Source organism: Streptomyces sp. NPDC059567 (assembly GCF_042735655.1).
In the GTDB taxonomy this organism is placed as follows: Bacteria; Actinomycetota; Actinomycetes; order Streptomycetales; family Streptomycetaceae; genus Streptomyces.
The window spans coordinates 1-15817 of record NZ_JBHWBS010000136.1; the positions used below are offsets into that span (position 1 = coordinate 1).

Sequence of the window (15817 nt, forward strand, 5' to 3'; positions counted from 1 at the left end):
GTACGCGCATCATGCGCGTACCGGCCTCCGCCGTGTCCTGCTCCGGGGCGTCAGCCCTCGGCGCCGACCTCGATCGCCGCCAGGTTCTTCTTGCCCCGGCGCAGCACCAGCCACCGGCCGTGCAGCAGCTCGTCCGCCGACACCTCGGCGTCCTCGGCGGTGACCTTCACGTTGTTCACGTACGCCCCGCCCTCCTTCACCGTGCGGCGCGCTCCCGACTTGCTCGGCGCGAGACCGACCTCGACGAACAGGTCCACGACCTGCCCGAGCTCCGCCACGCGCGCGTGCGGCAGCTCGGAGAGCGCGGCGGCCAGCGTGGCCTCGTCCAGCTCGGTCAGGTCGCCCTGCCCGAACAGCGCCTTCGAGGCGTTGATGACGGCCGCACACTGCTCGGCGCCGTGCACCAGCGTCGTCAGCTCCTCGGCGAGCGCCCGCTGGGCGGCCCGGGCCTGCGGCCGCTCGGCGGTCTGCTGCTCCAGCTCCTCGAGCTCCTCGCGGGACTTGAAGGACAGGATCCGCATGTACGTCGAGATGTCCCGGTCGTCCACGTTCAGCCAGAACTGGTAGAACGCGTACGGCGTCGTCATCTCCGGGTCGAGCCAGACGGCCCCGCCCTCGGTCTTGCCGAACTTGGTGCCGTCCGCCTTGACCATCAGCGGGGTCGCCAGCGCATGCGCCTCGGCGCCCGGCTCCAGGCGGTGGATCAGGTCGAGGCCCGCCACCAGGTTGCCCCACTGGTCGGAGCCGCCCTGCTGCAGCGTGCAGCCGTAGCGCCGGTACAGCTCAAGGAAGTCCATGCCCTGGAGCAGCTGGTAGCTGAACTCGGTGTAGCTGATGCCCTGCTCGGACTCCAGGCGCCGGGCGACGGAGTCCTTGGTCAGCATCTTGTTGACCCGGAAGTGCTTGCCGATGTCCCGCAGGAACTCGATCGCGGACAGGCCGGCGGTCCAGTCCAGGTTGTTCACCATGACCGCCGCGTTCTCCCCCTCGAAGGAGAGGAACGGCTCGATCTGGCTCCGCAGCCGGTTCACCCAGTTCGCGACCGTCTCCGGGTCGTTCAGGGTGCGCTCGGCGGTCGGCCGCGGGTCGCCGATCTGGCCGGTGGCCCCGCCGACCAGCGCCAGCGGCCGGTGACCGGCCTGCTGGAGCCGGCGGACGGTGAGCACCTGGACCAGGTGGCCGACGTGGAGACTGGCCGCGGTCGGGTCGAAGCCGCAATAGAACGTGACGGGACCGTCCGCGAGAGCCTTGCGCAGGGCGTCCTCGTCGGTGGACTGGGCGAACAGCCCGCGCCACTTGAGCTCGTCGACGATGTCCGTCACGATTCTCGGTCTCCTTGGTTGATGGTCGTCACGCCGTGCTCAGTCTATGGGGGTCAGACACCCTTGCTGACCGAGCTCATGTTGAAGTCCGGCACCCGCAGCGCCGGCATCGCGGCCCTGGTGAACCAGTCGCTCCACTCGCGCGGCAGCGTCTTCTCGGTCCGTCCCGCCTCCGAGGCCCGCGACAGCAGGTCCACCGGCGACTCGTTGAACCGGAAGTTGTTCACCTCGCCGACCACCTCGCCGTGCTCGACGAGGTAGACGCCGTCGCGGGTCAGCCCGGTCAGCAGCAGCGTCGCCGGATCGACCTCGCGGATGTACCAGAGGCAGGTCAGCAGCAGGCCGCGCTCCGTCGAGGCGACCATCTCCTCCAGCGAGCGCTCGCCGCCGCCGTCCAGGATCAGGTTCCCGGCGCCCGGCGCCACGGGCAGGCGGGTGAGCGCCGCGGTGTGCCGGGTGGTGATCAGATGCTCCAGCTTCCCCTCCCGCACCCAGTCGATCGGCGCCAGCGGCAGACCGTTGTCGAAGACGGAGGAGTCGTCGCCCGAGGAGTGCGCGATCACGAACGGCGCGGACTCCAGACCCGGCTCGTTCGGGTCGCTGCGCAGGGTCAGCGGCAGCGGCGAGAGGGTCTCGCCGAGTCGGGTCCCACCGCCCGGCTTCGAGAAGACCGTGCGGCCCTCGACCGCGTCCCGGGCCGTCGACGACCAGAGCTGGTAGATCAACAGGTCGGCCACGGCGGTCGGCGGCAGCAGCGTCTCGTACCGCCCGGCCGGCAGGTCGATCCGGCGCTCCGCCCAGCCGAGCCGCTGCGCGAGATCGGCGTCGAGGGCGGCCGGGTCGACATCCTTGAAGTCCCGGGTGGAGCGCCCGGCCCATGCGGAGCGCGAGCGGTCGGGGGACTTGGCATTGAGCTCCAGGGTGCCGTTGGGCTGGTCGTGCCGGAGGCGCAGCCCCGTCGACGTACCGAGGTAGGTCGAGGTCAGCTCGTGGTTGGCGAAGCCGTACAGCTCGCGTCCGCCGGCCCGCGCGCGGGCGAAGGCCTCGCCGAGCGCGGGCGCGAAGTCCGCGAAGACGGCGGAGCTGGTCTCGGCCGGCGCGTCCCTGAAGTCGGGGGAGGCGTCGATGCCCTCGACCAGGGGCTGCGCGTCCTCGGCGGGCCCCGCGGCGCGGGCGGCCTCCTCAGCGGCCCGTACCAGCGACTCCAGGTCGTCCACGGTCACGGCGGAGCGCGAGACGACACCGGACGCGGTGCCCTGCGCGCCGTCCACGGTGGCGACGACCGTGAGCGTACGGCCGCGGGTGACGCCGTTGGTGGTCAGCGCGTTGCCCGCCCAGCGCAGATTGGCGGAGGACTCCTCGTCGGCGATGACGACACACCCGTCCGCGCGGGACAGCTCCAGGGCCCGCTCGACGATCTCGTACGGCTTGCTGACGCGGCTCATCGACCGGCCTCCTGCGTCGTGTTGAGGATGTTGACGCCCCTGAAGAGGGCGGAGGGGCAGCCGTGGGAGACCGCCGCGACCTGGCCGGGCTGTGCCTTGCCGCAGTTGAAGGCGCCGCCGAGGACGTACGTCTGCGGGCCGCCGACCTTCTCCATCGAGCCCCAGAAGTCCGTGGTCGTCGCCTGGTACGCGACGTCCCGCAGCTGGCCGGCCAGCCTGCCGTTCTCGATGCGGAAGAAGCGCTGCCCGGTGAACTGGAAGTTGTACCGCTGCATGTCGATCGACCAGGACCGGTCCCCGACCACGTAGATACCGCGCTCGACGCCCCCGATCAGATCCTCCGTGGAGAGCCCGCCCGGGTCCGGCTGCAGGGAGACGTTCGCCATCCGCTGCACCGGCACATGGCCCGGCGAGTCGGCGAAGGCACAGCCGTTCGACCGGCCCAGGCCCGTGAGCTTCGCGATCCGCCGGTCCAGCTGGTAGCCGACGAGCGTGCCGTCCTTCACCAGGTCCCACGACTGCGCCTCGACGCCCTCGTCGTCGTACCCGACGGTCGCGAGCCCGTGCTCGGCGGTCCTGTCACCCGTCACGTTCATGATCGACGAGCCGTACGCCAGCTTGCCCAGCTGGTCGAAGGTGGCGAAGGAGGTCCCCGCGTACGCCGCCTCGTAGCCCAGCGCCCGGTCCAGCTCGGTGGCGTGGCCGATCGACTCGTGGATCGTCAGCCAGAGGTTCGACGGGTCGACGACCAGGTCGTACGCCCCCGCCTCCACGCTCGGCGCCCGCATCTTCTCGGCGAGCAGCCCGGGGATCTGCTCCAGCTCCGCGTCCCAGTCCCAGCCGGTGCCGGTCAGGTACTCCCAGCCGCGCCCGACCGGCGGCGCGATCGTCCGCATCGAGTCGAACTCGCCGGTCGTCTCGTCCACGGCGACCGCGGTGAGCTGCGGGTGCAGCCGGACCCGCTGCTGGGTGGTGACGGTGCCCGCCGTGTCCGCGTAGAACTTGTTCTCCTGGACGGTCATCAGCGAGGCGTCGACATGCGCGACACCGTCCGCCCGCAGCAGCCGCTCGCTCCAGTCGGCGAGCAGCGCGCTCTTCTCGGCGCCGGGGATGTCGAACGGGTTGATCTCGTACGAGGAGATCCAGGTCCGCTCCGCATGCACCGGCTCCTCGGCCAGCTCCACGCGCTCGTCGGAGCCCGCCGCGGCGATCACCTTGGCGGACAGCTTGGCCATGGCGACGGCCTGCGAGGCGACGCGCGCGGCCCCGTCCATGGTCAGGTCGACCCCGGAGGCGAACCCCCAGGCTCCGCCGTGCACCACCCGCACCGCGTACCCGAGGTCCGTGGTGTCCGAGGAACCCGAGGGTTTGGCGTCCCGCAACCGCCACGAGGCGCTGCGCACCCGCTCCAGACGGAAGTCGGCATGGTCGGAGCCGAGGGCACGCGCGCGTGCGAGCGCGGCGTCCGCCAGCGCCCGCAACGGCAGCGCGGTGAAGGCTGCGTCGAGGGAATGGATGCCAGATGGCACAGCTGTCTCCTGTCGTGTGAGACCGGTCGCCCCCGATCATGTCGCGCTTTCGGTCGCCACGCCCAGAGCTTTCTGTAGGGACCCGACAGTGACATCCGTACGCCACTGTCAGGGGTCGATTCCTCGCGGAAGGGACGGGACCGATAGGTTTTCGGTAACCAGACCGCTATCGAAAGGGTGATCCGTTGAGCCGCTCGGTTCTCGTCACCGGAGGCAACCGGGGCATCGGCCTCGCCATCGCCCGCGCGTTCGCCGAAGCCGGCGACAAGGTCGCGATCACGTACCGCTCCGGAGAGCCGCCGGCCGGCTTCCTCGCCGTCAAGTGCGACATCACCGACGCCGAGCAGGTGGAGCAGGCGTACAAGGAGATCGAGGAGAAGCACGGTCCCGTGGAGGTGCTGGTGGCCAACGCCGGCGTCACCAAGGACCAGCTGCTCATGCGCATGTCCGAAGAGGACTTCACCTCCGTCCTCGACACCAACCTCACCGGCACCTTCCGGGTCGTCAAGCGCGCCAACCGCGGCATGCTGCGCGCCAAGAAGGGCCGCGTCGTGCTGATCTCCTCGGTCGTGGGTCTCCTCGGCTCGGCGGGTCAGGCGAACTACGCCGCCTCGAAGGCCGGCCTGGTCGGTTTCGCGCGGTCCCTCGCCCGGGAGCTCGGCTCGCGCAACATCACCTTCAACGTCGTCGCGCCCGGTTTCGTCGACACCGACATGACCGCCGTCCTCACCGACGAGCAGCGCGCCGGCATCGTGTCCCAGGTGCCGCTGGGCCGCTACGCGCAGCCGGAGGAGATCGCCGCCGCGGTGAAGTTCCTCGCCTCCGACGACGCCTCGTACATCACTGGAGCCGTCATCCCAGTTGACGGCGGATTGGGCATGGGTCACTGATCACCATGAGCGGAATTCTCGAGGGCAAGCGCATCCTGATCACCGGTGTGCTGATGGAGTCCTCCATCGCCTTCCACACCGCGAAGCTGGCCCAGGAGCAGGGCGCGGAGATCATCCTCACCGCCTGGCCGCGGCCGACGCTGACCGAGCGCATCGCCAAGAAGCTGCCCCACCCCGACAAGGTGAAGGTCCTGGAGCTCGACGTCTCCAACGACGAGCACCTGGCGCGCCTTGAGGGCCAGGTGCGCGAGCACCTCGGCGACCGTCTGGACGGCGTCGTCCACTCCATCGGTTTCGCCCCGCAGGACGCGCTCGGCGGCAACTTCCTCAACACGCCGTTCGAGTCGGTCGCGACGGCCATGCACGTCTCGGCCTTCTCGCTGAAGTCCCTGACGATGGCGCTGCTGCCGCTGATGAGCGAGGGCGGCTCGGTCGTCGGCCTCACCTTCGACGCGCAGTTCGCCTGGCCGCAGTACGACTGGATGGGCCCGGCCAAGGCCGCGCTGGAGGCCACCAACCGCTACATGGCCCGCGACCTGGGCAAGCAGAACATCCGCTGCAACCTGATCTCGGCGGGTCCGATCGGTTCGATGGCCGCGAAGTCGATCCCCGGCTTCTCGGAGCTGGCCGCGGTCTGGGACAGCCGCTCCCCGCTGGAGTGGAACCTGGCCGACCCGGAGCCGGCGGGCAAGGGCGTCGTGGCGCTGCTGTCCGACTGGTTCCCGAAGACGACCGGCGAGATCGTGCACGTCGACGGCGGTCTGCACGCCATCGGAGCCTAGGGTCTTTCGTCTGGATCAGGCCGGATCAGTGAGCGGGGTCTGGTGCCGTGGCTCGCAAGGCGGAGGAGGGAGGCATGGCGGTGGGGGCACCTCCCGTGCCCGAAGGGCTACGGGGGACCATGCCGACCGACGACAACGCGGCTGGGGGTACCCCCTGCTCGAAGAGCTTGGGGGAGCGGCACCAGGGCACGCGAGCCCGGCAAGATCCAAGCGAGAGGCCCTAAGGGCTCGTACGAAGGCCGGGCGACCCTCCACGGAGGGCGCCCGGCCTTCGGCGTTCCCGCACCCGTTCGCCCGAGTCGAAAAGTCGGGCGAACCCCCTCACACTGGATCGGAGCGTGACATTCCGGCTACTGGTGGGGAGGAGGTAGGGACATGCGCGCGCCGCACCGCAGGGCCGCCGCTCTCGCCTCGGCCGCCGCACTCCTCGCCGGACTCGCCGTCGCGGCCGAGGTGCGCGCGGCGCCCGGTCCCGCCGAGGACGCCCCTCCGCCGACCGTCGCCCAGGAGCCCGAGAACTTCGGGGCCTCCTGCCGCACGGTCGTCGAGGGTTCCCGCGTCACCGCCTACTGCCACAACCCCTACCCGGACACCGATCGCGTCCGGCTGCACGTCGAGTGCGACCGGTGGTGGGACGTGGACACCGACAGCGCCCCCGTCGACGTGGAGGCGACCGCCTACGCCCAGCTGAGCGGCCGTTGCTGGAAGGAGGTCCGCTCCGCCTGGCTCACGCACCAGCCGGTCGAGCCGGCTCCGCGGGCCCCAGGTTCCTGAGGCACATGAACGGATACCCGGCCGCCTCGGCCGCCGCCGTGTCCGCGTCGCCCGCCCGGATCGCCTCCACCAGGCGCGCGTGGTCCATGTGGTGCTCCGGCCGCAGCTCCGGGCCCACGTCGTCGCGCAGCCACTGCCGCAGGACGTCCCCGAGGTCGGCGTAGAGCTCGGTCAGTACGTCGTTGTGCGAGGCGACCACCACGGCGTGGTGGAACGCGCCGTCGGCCGTCACGAACCGCTCGGCGTCGCCCGACCGCCAGGCCTCCTCGCGGCCGCTCAGCAGCCCGTCCAGCTGCTTCAGGTCCCGCTCCGTGCGCCGCTGCGCCGCGAGCCGCGCCGCCGAGGACTCCAGCGTCGAACGCAGCTCGGCGATGTGCCGCGGGTCGGATCCGGCGAACCGGCGGTGCATCACGCCGGCGAGCTCGCTGGTCGCGACGACATAGGTGCCCGAGCCCTGCCGGATGTCGAGCAGCCCGTTGTGCGCGAGCGCGCGGACCGCCTCGCGCACGGTGTTGCGGGCCACGCCCAGCTGCTCGACCAGTTCCGGTTCGGTCGGGATCCGCGACCCGACCGGCCACTCACCGGAGGTGATCTGGTTCCGCAGCTCGGTGATCACCTGATCGGAGAGCCCGGAACGCCGGGGGGAGCCGAGCGCCATGGTGCACCTTCCATTTCGTTCCGGATTGGACAATCAATGATCCCATGATTCTATGATGGCGCTCATGCATGACGAGCCGCAGACCCTCGAGACCGCCGCACCGCCGGCCCGGACCTCCAAGCCGACCGCCACCGTGGGGGATTCTTCCGCACCGGACCGGCCGGCTCTCTGGATCACCCGGATCGTCCTCGTCGGACTCGTCCTCGCCGCGCTCAACCTCCGCCCCGCCATCACCAGCCTCGGCGCCCTCCTCGAAGAGGTCCGCGACGGACTCCACATGAGCGGCAGCGTGGCCGGCGTCCTCACCTCCGTACCCCCGCTCTGCTTCGCGGTCTTCGGCATCACGGCGCCCCGCCTCGCCCGCCGCTTCGGCCCCGCGGCCGTCGTCTGCGCCGGCATGGCCGCGATCCTCGCCGGTCTCGCCGTCCGCCCCTTCGCCTCCGGCACCGTCGGCTTCCTCGCCGCCAGCGCCCTCGCCCTCATGGGCATCGCGGTCAGCAACGTCCTGATGCCCGTCATCGTCAAGCGGTACTTCCCCGACCGCGTCGGCAGCGTCACGGGCCTGTACTCCATGGCGCTCGCCCTCGGCACCTCCCTGGCCGCCGCCGCGACCGTGCCCATGACCGAGGCCCTGGGCGGCAGTTGGCGCACCGGCCTCGGCGTCTGGGGGCTCCTCGCCGCCCTCGCCGTGCTGCCCTGGGTCCCGCTGCTGCGCGACCGGGCCACGGGGTCGGCGACAGGCGCGGCCGAGGCCCGCTCCGCGGCCCCCTCGACCGCCCCGCTCCGGATCACCCGCAGCCGCACCGCCTGGACCCTCGGCGCCTACTTCGGCCTCCAGGCCACCGGCGCGTACATCACGATGGGCTGGATGCCGCAGATCTTCCGCGACGCCGGCGTCCCGGCCGGTACGGCCGGTGTGCTGCTCGCCGTCACCATGGTGATGGGCGTACCGCTCGCGTTCGTCATCCCGCGCCTCGCGACCCGGCTCAAGACCCAGGGCCCGATCGTCGTCGCCCTGGGCCTGTGCGGCCTGGTCGGCTACACGGGCCTCTTCCTCGCGCCCTCCGGCGGCGCCTGGGTCTGGGCGGTGCTCCTCGGCGTCTCCAACTGCTCCTTCCCGCTCGCCCTCACCATGATCGGTATGCGCTCGCGCAGCGGCGCCGGCGTCGTCCGGCTCTCCGCCTTCGCGCAGAGCGTCGGCTACCTCATCTCCATCCCCGGCCCGCTGCTGGTAGGCGTCCTCTACCAGCACAGTGGGGGCTGGGGCCTGCCCATCGCGCTCATGGCCGGGCTGATGATCCCCCAGATGATCGTCGGCAGCCTCGCCGGAAGGGACCGGACCGTCGAGGACGAATGCTGAGATGCGAGACTGTCTCCATGCCAGTGCTCGACCCGAACCCCCCGAACGGCCAGAAGAAGCTCCTGCTCGTGCTCGGCGCGATGCTGGGGATCTCGGTCGTCATCGCCGTCATCGCCACCTTCGCCTCCCCCTGACCCGCCCTCGCGGTGGGGTTAACCCCTCCATCCCCTAGGGGGTGAGTCTCAGGGTGAAGTAGGTGGATCACCGGATGGGCTCGACGATGCGCGCTCCGTAGCGTGGAGACATCGCGGCAGTCACCGCCGCGGGAAGTCCCGACCCACGGAGGCGGCCATGTCGGCCCGTACGCACACCCGGACCCCGGCCCCGTCCGTCGGCGGCGTCGACACCCGGCTGCCCTGGTGGGCGCTCGCCCTCCCGGTGGCCGCGTTCGTCGCCCTCTTCCTGCTGATAGCGGGACCGGGCGGGGCCCACGCGGCCGGTGGCGACCCGTCGGTCGGGCATCTCCTGAAGCGGATCCAGCAGACGCTGCCCCACTGACCCAACACCCTGCGCCCGGTGGCTCGTTTCATGCGAAGCTGGAGCCCATGAGCGTCGCAGTGACTTCCGGGGGGACACCCCCCGGCTCCCCCGAACCCCGCAGGATTGTGCTGCTCCGGCATGCCAAGGCCGACTGGCCCCAGGTGTCCGACCACGAGCGACCGCTCGCCGACCGCGGCCGCGCGGACGCCCCCGTGGCCGGGCGCAAGCTCGCCGACACCGGGATCACCTTCGATCTGGCCCTCTGCTCGACCGCCGCCAGGACCCGCGAGACCTGGAAACTGGCCGTGCAGGAGCTGCCGCACCGCCCCAAGACCGTCTATGAGGAGCGGCTCTACGAGGCCTCGCCCGGCGAGCTGATCGCCCTCCTCAACGAGGTCTCCGACGAGGTGAAGAGCGTCCTCGTCATCGGCCACAACCCCGGCATGCATGCACTCTCCGATGCCCTCGCGGGCTCGGCCGAGGGCGACGCCCTGGCCCGGATGAACCGCGGTGGCTTCCCCACGTCCGCGTTCTCCGTCCTCGGCTTCAGCGGCTCCTGGAAGTCCGTGGAGCACGGCGTCGCCACCCTGCTCGACTACTGGGCCCCGCACAGCTGACCCGCCCCGTACGGCGAAGGGCCCGGCCACCCCACGGGGGCCGGGCCCTTCGCCGTACGCGGCGGGGCGGTGCGGGACGCGGACGCGGACGTCAGTGCAGCAGATCCTCCTCGTCGCCGTCCGCCGCCTCGACCTCCTCGCGGGTGATCCCCAGCAGATAGAGGACCGTGTCGAGGAAGGGCACGTTCACGGCGGTGTGGGCGGCCTGGCGCACCACGGGCTTGGCGTTGAAGGCGACGCCGAGGCCGGCCGTGTTCAGCATGTCCAGGTCGTTGGCACCGTCGCCGATCGCCACGGTCTGGGAGAGCGGCACGCCCGCCTCCGCGGCGAAACGCCGCAGCAGCCGCGCCTTGCCCGCCCGGTCCACGATCTCGCCGGTGACCCGGCCGGTCAGCTTGCCGTCCACGATCTCCAGGGTGTTGGCCGAGGCGAAGTCGAGCCCCAGCCTCTCCTTGAGATCGTCCGTGACCTGGGTGAATCCGCCCGAGACCACGCCGACCTGGTAGCCGAGCCGCTTGAGCGTACGGATGAGGGTGCGGGCGCCGGGGGTGAGCCGTACCTCGGCACGGACCTTGTCCACCACCGAGGCGTCGAGCCCGGCCAGCAGCTCCACGCGCGCGTGGAGGGACTGCTCGAAGTCCAGCTCGCCGCGCATCGCCGCGGCCGTGACCTCGGCGACCTTGTCCTCGCAGCCCGCATGCGCCGCGAAGAGCTCGATGACCTCGTCCTGGATCAGCGTGGAGTCGACATCCATGACGACCAGCCGCTGCGCACGGCGGTGCAGCCCCGCCGAGACGACGGCCACGTCCACACCGATGCCGTGGGCCTGGGTGGCCAGCGCGGTCCGCAGCGGTTCGGTCTCGCAGCCCGAGACGGCGAACTCGACCGCCGTCACGGGGTACTTCGCGAGGCGGAAGATACGGTCGATGTTGCCGCCCTTCTCGGCGATCCTGGCCGTTATGGCGGCGGTCTGCTCGGCGGTCAGCGGGTGCCCGAGGACGGTGACGTGCGAACGGCCACTGCCGCGCGGCCGGTTGTCGCCGGTGCCGGAGATGATCTCGGCCTGGAGCTTCAGCGACTCGGCCCAGCTGTGGATGGTCGCGCGCAGCTCGCCCTGGGAGGCGACGGTCGGCTCGGTGACGAGCGCGCACAGGACGAGGCGGCCGCGGGACACGACCTGCTCGATGTCCACGACGTCGACGGAGTAGGCGGCGAGGGTGTCGAAGAGCCCGGCGGTGATCCCGGGACGGTCCTTCCCGAAGATCTTGACGAGAAGGGTGGGAACGTCTGAGGTCTGCGATGCGCTCATGGTGGTTCCACCGTATCGGGCACTGGGTGCCACCAGTCCCCCCGTCCCGCGTACCGGACACCCGGCTGGTCGCACCCTTGTCACCGTAGCCCCCGGAAGGCAGGAGGGCGCGGCCCCGTCACGACGACCCGCGCCCCGAGCCGCCGGGCGGCGGGCCGGCCGGACCGGCCGGACCAGGGGGGCCGGGCCGCGGACCGGGCGGCCCGGCCGACGGTGGCGGGGGAGGCGGCGGTGGCGGGGGAGGTGCCCAGAGGCCGGGGTGGCCCGCCTGTGTCGGAGCGCTGTGCAGCCCGCCGCCGCCCTGCTCGCTGCCGTACGGACGCGTCCCCGCACCCGGCGGGCGATACGGTCCCGGCGCCCGCGCCGGGGCCGGGGTCGGCGTCGGCGTCGCATCGCCGTACCTACGCTCCCGCCCACCCGCCACCCCCGTGGCGCACGCGAGCAGCGCCCCCAGGCCGCCCGCACCCGCTCCCCACACCGCCCCCAGCAGCAGCGCCGCTCCCACGTCCCCGTGCAGCTCGATCCCGGCGTCGAACGCGTCGATCCCGAGCACCGCGAGCGACGCGTCCACCGACACTCCGCTCAGCACCACCGGCAACGGCAGCGCGAGCGCGGCCGCCACGCTCAGCCGCACCCCGCACCGCCGGGCGAAGGCGACCGCCTCCAGCCCCGCCCGTGGCGTACGGGCCGCGGCCAGCACCCCCGCGGCGAGCATCGTCACGGCCGCGGCGACCGCGAGCAGCCAGACCCCCTCGTCGAGCTCCGCGAGCCGGCCCACCGTCACCGGTCGCTCCACCGAACCCCGTACGAGCGCGCCCAGCGGATCCGGCAGCACCTCCGCCAACGACCCGCGCGCCGACCCTCGCCAGGGCACGAAGAGCCCGAGTGGCACCCCGAGCCCCACCCCGTTCGGCGCGCCCAGCAGCGCGGCCCCGACGACCCGGCGGGGATGCTCGTCGCCGAGCGCCGCGTACCCCGCCGCCGCGTATCCGGCGACCACCGCCACCAGGACCACCGTCACCAGCGCCGAGGCCGCGGGCCGGGCCGCCCGCCGCACCGCGTCCCCGACCCGCCCCGGCGGCAGCGGCGCCCGCCGCGCGGCGAGCAGCGCGATCAGGACCACCCCGAGGACCCAGAACAGCGCGCCCGCCAGCGACTCGACGGCGTTCACCGAGAACCCCACCGACGCCTCCGCCTCCACCAGGTCCCCGACCCGGTCCGGCAGCAGCCCTCCGATGTCCCCGATGTCGCCGATGCCACCGACGTCGATGTCCCCGATCCCGCCCGCCCCCGGGATCTCGTCGACACCCCACGCGCTCCCGTCGATGGTCACCACGTCGTTCCCGGCCCACGCCAGACCGGCCACGACCGCGAGGAAGAGCGTCACCAGAACCAGGACCCGGGCGGCGAGTTCGGTCCCCGAGACGTACGGCCCCGCACGGCGCAGCGAGCGCAGGAAGAAGTACGCGAGGAACAGCGCCCCCGTCAGGGAGACCCCCAATGGCGTGAAGTCGACGGCGGTCTCCACCGCCGCTCCCTCCAGACCGAACGCCGACACATCGCCCGACGGCGTCACCGACCCGCCCACGCCGAGGACGACCACGGCGGCCGTCATCGGAACGAGCCCGCCGGCCGCGTCCGCGCCCAGCAGATGCAGTCCGAGCGCCGCGGCACCCGCCATCCCCACCAGTGCCCAGCTCACCGCGGCGATCGAGGCCAGAATCACATCGATCGCGCCCGCCCGCCCGCCATCACCGCCCGCATCCATCAGAACCCCCCGGTTCGTGGCGAGTTGCCCCATTGATGCGTGATCCGTATGCACTCATGGCGCTTACCACTCTCCGGGGTGATTTCTCCTCGCGTCAACGGCCCGTGCGGGGGCACTCGGGGGCGGTCGAAGCACGCCTCTGCGGGGTCTTCACACCGCCCGACTTTCGGAGTACGGGCAGGGCCTGAAATAGTTCCCCCCGATGTTCGCCATCCCTAGACTCCCTGCGACGGGGGTACATCGGGGGACAAGTAGTGGGGCATGGAGTGCCAGAACTCGTACTGGAATTGAACGGAAGGACCTGGACTCTCGATCCGTCCAGGTCGTACACCCTGGGACGTGATCCGCAGGGCGACCTGGTGATCGACGACGCCAGGGTCTCGTGGCGCCACGCCACCATCAGCTGGGGCGGCCGGAGTTGGGTCATCGAGGACCACGGCTCGACCAACGGCACCTTCGTGCAGGGGCAGCGGATCCACCAGATGGAGATCGGCCCCGGCTCCGCGGTACACCTCGGCAACGCGACCGACGGCCCGCGGCTGAACCTCGCCGGCGGCGCCCCGGCCCAGCAACAGGCCGCGGCCCAGGCGCCGCACGCCGCGCAGGCCGCCCATGGCGCCCCGAACGCCCAGCAGGCCGCCGCGCAGGCCGACTGGGCCACGCACCAGGCCCCGCCGCCGCAGCAGAGCTGGCAGCAGCAGGGACAGGGACAGCAGTTCCCGCACCAGCAGGGCGGCTCCGCCGGGCAGTTGGCGCAGCAGGTGCCCGGCCAGGGCGGCGGAGCCGCGGGGGCGCCGCCGGTCTACGGGGACCGCAGCCCCACCACGTTCCACCAGCTGGCCCTCGGCCACGTGATGCGCATCGGCCGTGCGCTCGAGAACGAGCTGGTCGTCTCCGACCTCCAGGTCTCGCGCCACCACGCCGAGTTCCACGCCACGCCCGACGGCCGCTTCGAGATCCGTGACCTCGGATCCCACAACGGCACCTACGTCAACGGTCAGCCGATCGCCAAGGGCGGCTCCGTCCTCATCGGCCCCAACGACATCGTCGGTGTCGGTCACTCGACCTTCCGGATGGTCGGCGGCCAGCTCGAGGAGTTCGTCGACACCGGTGAGGTCTCCTTCTCGGCCCGCCACCTGACGGTCACCGTCGACGGCGGCAAGCAGATCCTCAAGGACGTCTCCTTCGGCGTCCCCGAGAAGTCGCTGATCGGGGTCATCGGCCCGTCCGGCTCCGGCAAGTCCACCCTGCTCAAGGCGCTCACCGGATACCGCCCGGCCAACGAGGGCGATGTCCTCTACGACAACCGGAGCCTCTACAAGCAGTTCGCCGAGCTGCGCCAGCGCATCGGTCTGGTCCCGCAGGACGACATCCTGCACAAGGAGCTGACCGTCCAGAAGGCGCTCCGCTACGCGGCCAAGCTCCGCTTCCCCGGCGACACCGCCGAGGCCGAGCGCGAGGCCCGCATCGACGAGGTGCTGCGCGAGCTCAAGCTCGACATCCACAAGGAGAAGAAGGTCACCTCCCTCTCCGGTGGCCAGCGCAAGCGTGTCTCCGTGGCCCTGGAGCTCCTCACCAAGCCCTCGCTGATCTTCCTGGACGAGCCGACCTCCGGCCTCGACCCGGGCATGGACCGCGACGTCATGCAGCTGCTTCGCGGCCTCGCCGACGACGGCCGCACCGTCCTCGTCGTCACCCACTCGGTGGCCGAGCTGGGCCTGTGCGACAAGCTCCTCGTCATGGCGCCCGGCGGCTCCGTGGCCTACTTCGGTCCGCCGGAGGAGGCGCTGAACTTCTTCGGCTACACCACCTGGGCCGATGTCTTCTCCGCCTTCGAGAACTACCGCGACTACGACTGGGCGGGCCGCTGGAAGGGCTCGCAGCACTACCAGATGTACGCCGCGGACATCGACGCCGTCGCCGCGCAGCCGGTCCAGATGCCGCAGCAGGCGATGGCCAGGCAGCCCAAGCCGCAGGGCTGGGGCTCCCAGCTGTGGACCCTGATCCGCCGCTACTCCTCGGTCATCGCCTCGGACAAGGGCTTCATGGGCCTGATGGTGATCCTGCCGGCCGTCCTCGGCCTGGTCTCGGTCGTCATCCCGGCCGACTTCGGCCTCGCGCCGCCGAAGCCGCCGTCCCGCTTCAACGGCGACGCCGGCACGATCATGCTGATCCTCGCGGTCGGCATGTGCTTCTCGGGCGCCGCCAACTCCGTACGAGAGCTGATCAAGGAGCGGGTCATCTACGAACGGGAGCGGGCCACCGGCCTGTCCCGCTCGGCGTACCTGATGTCCAAGGTCATCGTCCTCGGCGTGATCACCGCCATCCAGGGCGTGATCATCTGCGGCATCGGCTTCGCCACCCGTGAGCTGCCGGCCGAGGGTCTGGTGCTCCCGCCGGCCGTCGAGCTCTGCGTCACGATCATCGCGCTCGGCTTCACCTCGATGATGTTCGGCCTGGTCATCTCCTCGCTGGTGAAGACCGCCGAGAAGACGATGCCGCTGCTCGTCATGTTCGCGATCGTCCAGGTCGTGTTCACCGGCATCCTCTTCCAGGTGTACGGATCGCCCGGCCTGGAGCAGTTCGCCTGGCTGATGCCCTCGCGCTGGGCCATCGCCGCCGCGGGCTCGACCCTCGACCTGGCGCACCTCATGCCGCCGTGGGACCACAAGGACCCGACCAACCTGGACCCGCTGTGGGACCACACCGTCGGCCAGTGGGGCTTCAACCTCACCATCCTGCTGCTCATCGGCATCGCCTGCGGCTTCGCGGTGGCGCGTCTGCTGCGCCGCCACGAGCCCGAGGTCATGCGCAAGTAGCACCGGCCCGCGACGAGGGGCGGGGGTTGGGGGCGCGCTGTGCGCGGGGGCGCGCGCGAGCTCG

At 71.6% G+C, this 15817-nt stretch carries 14 protein-coding genes; 8 read left to right on the forward strand and 6 right to left on the reverse strand.

Going from position 1 to position 15817, the window contains the following annotated elements; translation table 11 throughout:
* Positions 1 to 50 precede the first annotated feature (50 nt).
* The 3 genes from tyrS to ACFVZW_RS34595 are packed head-to-tail and all read right to left on the reverse strand — an operon-like array spanning position 51 to position 4284.
* Positions 51 to 1322 carry a tyrosine--tRNA ligase gene (gene tyrS, locus ACFVZW_RS34585; RefSeq protein WP_384530045.1) on the reverse strand — a complete coding sequence of 424 codons (1272 nt, stop codon included), beginning with the start codon at positions 1320 to 1322 and terminating at the stop codon, positions 51 to 53.
* Between the two features lie 53 nt (positions 1323 to 1375).
* Positions 1376 to 2767, reverse strand: coding sequence for a metallopeptidase TldD-related protein (locus tag ACFVZW_RS34590; protein ID WP_384530048.1), 1392 nt, complete (start codon positions 2765 to 2767; stop codon positions 1376 to 1378).
* On the reverse strand, positions 2764 to 4284 hold the full coding sequence (locus ACFVZW_RS34595) for a TldD/PmbA family protein (protein ID WP_384530074.1): 1521 nt from the start codon (positions 4282 to 4284) through the stop codon (positions 2764 to 2766). The genes ACFVZW_RS34590 and ACFVZW_RS34595 overlap by 4 nt, the downstream gene beginning before the upstream one ends.
* Positions 4285 to 4481: 197 nt before the next feature.
* Here ACFVZW_RS34595 and fabG point away from each other — a divergent pair, with 197 nt between their 5' ends.
* The 3 genes from fabG (at position 4482) to ACFVZW_RS34610 (ending at position 6742) form a co-directional block, all read left to right on the forward strand.
* Positions 4482 to 5186: a 3-oxoacyl-[acyl-carrier-protein] reductase gene (gene fabG, locus ACFVZW_RS34600; protein ID WP_376443702.1), complete on the forward strand. Its 705-nt coding sequence runs from the start codon at positions 4482 to 4484 to the stop codon at positions 5184 to 5186.
* Positions 5187 to 5191: 5 nt separating this feature from the next.
* The gene (gene fabI / locus ACFVZW_RS34605) at positions 5192 to 5968 is read left to right on the forward strand and encodes an enoyl-ACP reductase FabI (protein ID WP_383563457.1); all 777 of its coding nucleotides are present in this window, start codon (positions 5192 to 5194) and stop codon (positions 5966 to 5968) included.
* Positions 5969 to 6343: 375 nt separating this feature from the next.
* Positions 6344 to 6742: a hypothetical protein gene (locus ACFVZW_RS34610; protein ID WP_384530051.1), complete on the forward strand. Its 399-nt coding sequence runs from the start codon at positions 6344 to 6346 to the stop codon at positions 6740 to 6742.
* Here the strand turns inward: ACFVZW_RS34610 and ACFVZW_RS34615 are convergent.
* Positions 6696 to 7400 carry a FadR/GntR family transcriptional regulator gene (locus tag ACFVZW_RS34615; RefSeq protein ID WP_384530054.1) on the reverse strand — a complete coding sequence of 235 codons (705 nt, stop codon included), beginning with the start codon at positions 7398 to 7400 and terminating at the stop codon, positions 6696 to 6698. The genes ACFVZW_RS34610 and ACFVZW_RS34615 overlap by 47 nt on opposite strands.
* A 64-nt stretch (positions 7401 to 7464) precedes the next feature.
* Here ACFVZW_RS34615 and ACFVZW_RS34620 point away from each other — a divergent pair, with 64 nt between their 5' ends.
* From ACFVZW_RS34620 to ACFVZW_RS34635, 4 genes are all read left to right on the forward strand, one after another.
* Positions 7465 to 8760, forward strand: coding sequence for a CynX/NimT family MFS transporter (locus tag ACFVZW_RS34620; RefSeq protein WP_384530057.1), 1296 nt, complete (start codon positions 7465 to 7467; stop codon positions 8758 to 8760).
* Positions 8761 to 8777: 17 nt separating this feature from the next.
* On the forward strand, positions 8778 to 8894 hold the full coding sequence (locus tag ACFVZW_RS34625) for an SGM_5486 family transporter-associated protein (protein ID WP_376443688.1): 117 nt from the start codon (positions 8778 to 8780) through the stop codon (positions 8892 to 8894).
* A 157-nt stretch (positions 8895 to 9051) separates the two neighbouring features.
* On the forward strand, positions 9052 to 9258 hold the full coding sequence (locus tag ACFVZW_RS34630; protein ID WP_384530060.1) for a hypothetical protein: 207 nt from the start codon (positions 9052 to 9054) through the stop codon (positions 9256 to 9258).
* A gap of 47 nt (positions 9259 to 9305) precedes the next feature.
* Positions 9306 to 9857, forward strand: coding sequence for a SixA phosphatase family protein (locus ACFVZW_RS34635; RefSeq protein ID WP_384530063.1), 552 nt, complete (start codon positions 9306 to 9308; stop codon positions 9855 to 9857).
* Between the two features lie 91 nt (positions 9858 to 9948).
* Here the strand turns inward: ACFVZW_RS34635 and serB are convergent, their stop codons facing one another.
* A complete protein-coding gene (gene serB, locus ACFVZW_RS34640) occupies positions 9949 to 11166 on the reverse strand; it encodes a phosphoserine phosphatase SerB (protein WP_384530066.1) in 1218 nt (405 codons plus the stop codon).
* A gap of 118 nt (positions 11167 to 11284) precedes the next feature.
* On the reverse strand, positions 11285 to 12934 hold the full coding sequence (locus ACFVZW_RS34645; protein ID WP_384530068.1) for a streptophobe family protein: 1650 nt from the start codon (positions 12932 to 12934) through the stop codon (positions 11285 to 11287).
* A gap of 254 nt (positions 12935 to 13188) precedes the next feature.
* Between ACFVZW_RS34645 and ACFVZW_RS34650 the strand changes: the two genes are divergently transcribed.
* On the forward strand, positions 13189 to 15753 hold the full coding sequence (locus ACFVZW_RS34650) for an FHA domain-containing protein (protein ID WP_384530071.1): 2565 nt from the start codon (positions 13189 to 13191) through the stop codon (positions 15751 to 15753).
* The last annotated feature ends 64 nt before the right edge of the window (positions 15754 to 15817 follow it).